The 3,746-nt window shown below is 74.3% G+C and carries 2 protein-coding genes; both read left to right on the top strand.

Annotation, left to right across the window (positions count from 1 at the left end; translation table 11 throughout):
* Positions 1-2,478: ABC transporter substrate-binding protein (locus ADY01_RS33910; RefSeq protein WP_049580609.1), on the top strand; the 2,478-nt coding region annotated here is incomplete at its 5' end.
* Positions 2,479-2,754: 276 nt separating this feature from the next.
* Positions 2,755-3,684: a carbohydrate kinase family protein gene (locus ADY01_RS33915; protein ID WP_049580610.1), complete on the top strand. Its 930-nt coding sequence runs from the start codon at positions 2,755-2,757 to the stop codon at positions 3,682-3,684.
* Positions 3,685-3,746: the final 62 nt, after the last annotated feature.

A 3,746-nucleotide genomic window follows, 5' to 3' on the forward strand; every position in this document is an offset into this window, starting at 1 on the left:
GGCTCGGACGGGGCGGCGGGCGGCGGCTTCGAACGGCCGCTGACCCTCGCGCTCGCGGACCGGCTGGCGGAGGGCGTGCCGCCGAGGACCGGAAGGCTGCCGCTGAAGAACTACCTGCTGCTCCGCGACGTCGTCCAGTGGCTCACCGGCGACGGGGTGGACGGCGGGCCGGGGCCGGGGGCCACCCCCGACCCCACCGCACTGCTGCACCACTGCTACGACCGGCGCTGCCAACGGGGCTTGGTGCTACGGGCGTTACGCAGGCTCGGCGGAACGGCCGCCGACGGCGGCGGCGCCGGGGGCCCGTTCGCCGCGGCCTGGCAGCTCCTCGCCGGACCGCTGTTCGTGACGCTTCCCCGGCGGTGGTGGGCGCGGGGCCGCACGCGCAGGCTGCTGTGGTCGGCCAGACACGGCTGGTACGCCGTGGCGCAGGAGATCCCGCACGGGCGGGGGGCGGCCGAATTCTTCGGCAGCGCCGCGCAGTTGGCCCCCGACGATCTCGAACGTGTGCTGCTGCACGCGCTGTTCGCCGACCTCACCTCCGCGACCAGGCCGCGTCGCCTCTCACCGTGGCACCGCAGGAGGGCGACCCGTTACCCCTTACTGCTCGAACACCTGGGCGGGGAACGGGTGGCGCGGTTCCTGGGTGTCTACGCCGAGGCGGTGGAGAAGGCCGCCTGCACGGCCACCCTGCTGGTCGCGGTGGCGCCGACGGAGAACGCGCCCGGCGGCGACCGCCGTTCGCCGGCCGAGGCGGCGGGGGCCCTGCGCGGCGAGGGCGAGGGCCACGGGCACGGCGACGCCGCACCGGCCGCCCCGCTGCTGGTCCCGCTGCCCGACGCCGACGCGGCCTGGGCGACCCGGCCGCCGCACCGCGTGAGAACGGTCACCCCGCGCACCTGGAGCCTCACCCCGGCCACGGCGGCGACGGGCCAGGTGCTCGCCACGGGCACCGCCCTGGCCGCGGTCGCCTACGGCGTGGTGAGCCACGTCATGCCCTCGGACGACGACGCGTGCCTGGGCGGGGCGGGGGACGGCCGGGTCAGCGCCCCGGTGCCCGAGGCGGAGCCGGGGTCGCTGCTGCCGCGGTACCGCGAGGCGGAGCGCAGGATCGCCGACGAGAACGCGCGGGCCGAGGAGGCGGCCCGGCAGGGCGCGACGACCCGGACGGTCGCCTATCTGGGTACCCCGCTCGGCGAGAACGAGGACGAGAACCGGCTGCGTTCCGACGGGGCCGTGCCGGAGCTCCGCGGAATCGCCCTGGCCCAGGCCGAGTTGAACGACGAGGCGCGGAGCGACAGCCAGAAGGTCTGGCTGCGGGTGGAGACGTTCGACGCCGGGCCGCGGTTCACGCGGGCGGTCACCGCAGCGCGGGAGATCGTGGAGGCGGCGGAGGCGGACCCGGACGGGCTGATCGGCGTGGTGGGCATCGCCCAGAGCGTGGATGTGACCCGGGAGGCGGCCAGGATCCTCGACGCGGCCGAGATCCCCACCATCTCCACCTACGCGACCGCCGACGAGATGCAGGCGGGCCCGTTCTACCGCCAGATGGGCCCCCCGAGCAGCCGGGAGGCGGAGGTCGTCAGCCGTTTCATGCGCGAGGGGAACATCGCGGTGGACGACTCCGGCGCCTGTGCGCCCGCCGAGGCGGCCATCGTCGTCCAGGACCCGGCGGACCTCTACAGCAATTCGATCGGCGACGGCGTGGCCGCCATGTTCGAGGCGGACGGCGGCAGTTCGCAGACGCTGCTGCACACGCCGCCGGAGGCCGAGCCTCGGGGCGTGACGCAGCCGAGCGACTCCGAGGCGCGCTGGGAGACCAGCATCCACGGCCTCGCGACGGCCGTGTGCGACGAGTTGCTCCAGGCGGCCGACACGGAGACGGTCCTGTACTGGGCGTCGCGGGCGCGCGAACTGGAGGCGTTCCTCAACGACTTCGAGGACTCCACGGCCTGTTCCGGCGACTGGCTGACCGTGGTGGGCAGCGACGAGCTCAGCGGCGCCACGCTGTCCGGCCTGTCCGAGAGCTCCTCGTGGCTCCGGCTCTACCAGTCCGCCCAGGTCCTCCCCGCCGACCAGGCGGTCAGCCACATCGCGCGGGAGTTCAACGCCCGCTACGCCGCCGAGTTCGGCGAGGACGACCTGTGGCGCGACGACGGGCACGCGGCCCTGGGATACGACGCGATGCAGGTGATCGCCCAGGCGGCGAACGAGGCTTACGAGAGCTCGGGCGGCCACAGCGTCACCCGCGCGAGCATGCAGGCGATCCTGCACCAGGGCGTCGGCAAGGCCGGGGCGAGCGGCGCGATCGACTTCCCGCAGGGCGAGCCCGTTCCCCGGAACAAGCCCGTCGTGATCCTCCACCACACGGAGGCCGGATTCGAACCGGTCCTGGCGTGCGGCGCGTTCGCCCGGAACGCGGGCCCGGTCGACCGCTGGGGCCCGGACGAGGTGTTCGCGTGCCCGACGGACGACTGAACGGCCCTCGCCCCCGCCGGTCCACGCCCCGGAAGGGCCCGGGGGGGGACGCGCCACCGGCCCGACTCCCTGGCCGCATCGCCCCCGTGACAGCGGCACGGCACCTCCCGTACCGTGGCAGCGGCCCGGACGCGGTCCCCTTCCCTCCCGCTCTCCTCCCCGCAGGTCTTCCGCAGGCGGATTGCAAGCGTTTCGTCCAGGCACCCCCCGCAGAATCGGCGAAACGGGCCCAATGCCCGGAATGCTGTCAGATCTTCGGGGGAGACACGATCAACCATGTCCCAGATCACCGTGGTGGGAATGACCAGGCTGGCGATGGCCATGCCGGTCGACGCGTTCCCGCTGCCGTACTACTCGTACCGCCGGCCGGCGTGGATGCACTGCGCCGTGGTCGGCGGAGCCTACAACGTCGCCAGCGCGCTGCTGGCCCTGGGCGATGAGCCCCGGGTGTGCACGCTGGTGGGGACCGATGACGCCGGGGAGGTCATACGCGCCCGGCTGCGGCGGCGCGGCCTCGACGGCCGGGGCGTCGTGAACGCCCGCGAATCGGCCAAGACCGTGATCCTCATCGAGCCGGACGGACGCGTGGCCAGGAACGCGTGGGCCGTCGGCGGTTCGACCGACGACTATCCGATGGAGCGCTTCATCGAGCAGGCGGTGGACGCCGACCTGGCGGTCATCACCAGCGACGCCTTCGGGGAGCCGTTCCTGCACACCGCGAAGGAGTTGCTGAACCTGCCGGTCGCCGTGGACCTGCACATGGCGGCCGACCTCGGGGACGAACGGCAACGGCCGTGGTTCGAGGCCGCCGACGTGCTCTTCCGCAGCCATGAACGGCTCTCCTGCACCCCGGCGGAGTGGATCCGCGACGTCCTGCGCCGGTATCCGGGCTGCCGCGTGGCCGCCGTCGGGCGGGCCGAGGAGGGCTGCGTCATGGGCCTTCAGGATGGGCGCCTGGTGACGATCGAGGCGGTCACCCCGCGGCCGGTCCGCAACACGGACGGTGCGGGCGACGCGCTGTTCGCCTCCTTCCTGCACGGCTGGCTCGCCCTGGGCGAGCCGGTGGAGGCGCTGGAGTCCGCGGTGCTGTTCGCCGGGTGGAAGATCGGCGGTGACACGGCCGCCGACAGGTTCCTGACCGCGGCGGAGTTGGCCGCGCTGCGCAGGGTGTACTCCCTGCGCACCCGGGTCTCCACATGGCGGTAGCGGCCCCGGGGGGCCGCGCCCCCGCCCGGCGCCCCCCCCCCCCGTCCCCCCCGGCTCTTTTA

This window comes from Streptomyces sp. SBT349, assembly GCF_001083795.1.
Classification (GTDB): Bacteria; Actinomycetota; Actinomycetes; order Streptomycetales; family Streptomycetaceae; genus Streptomyces.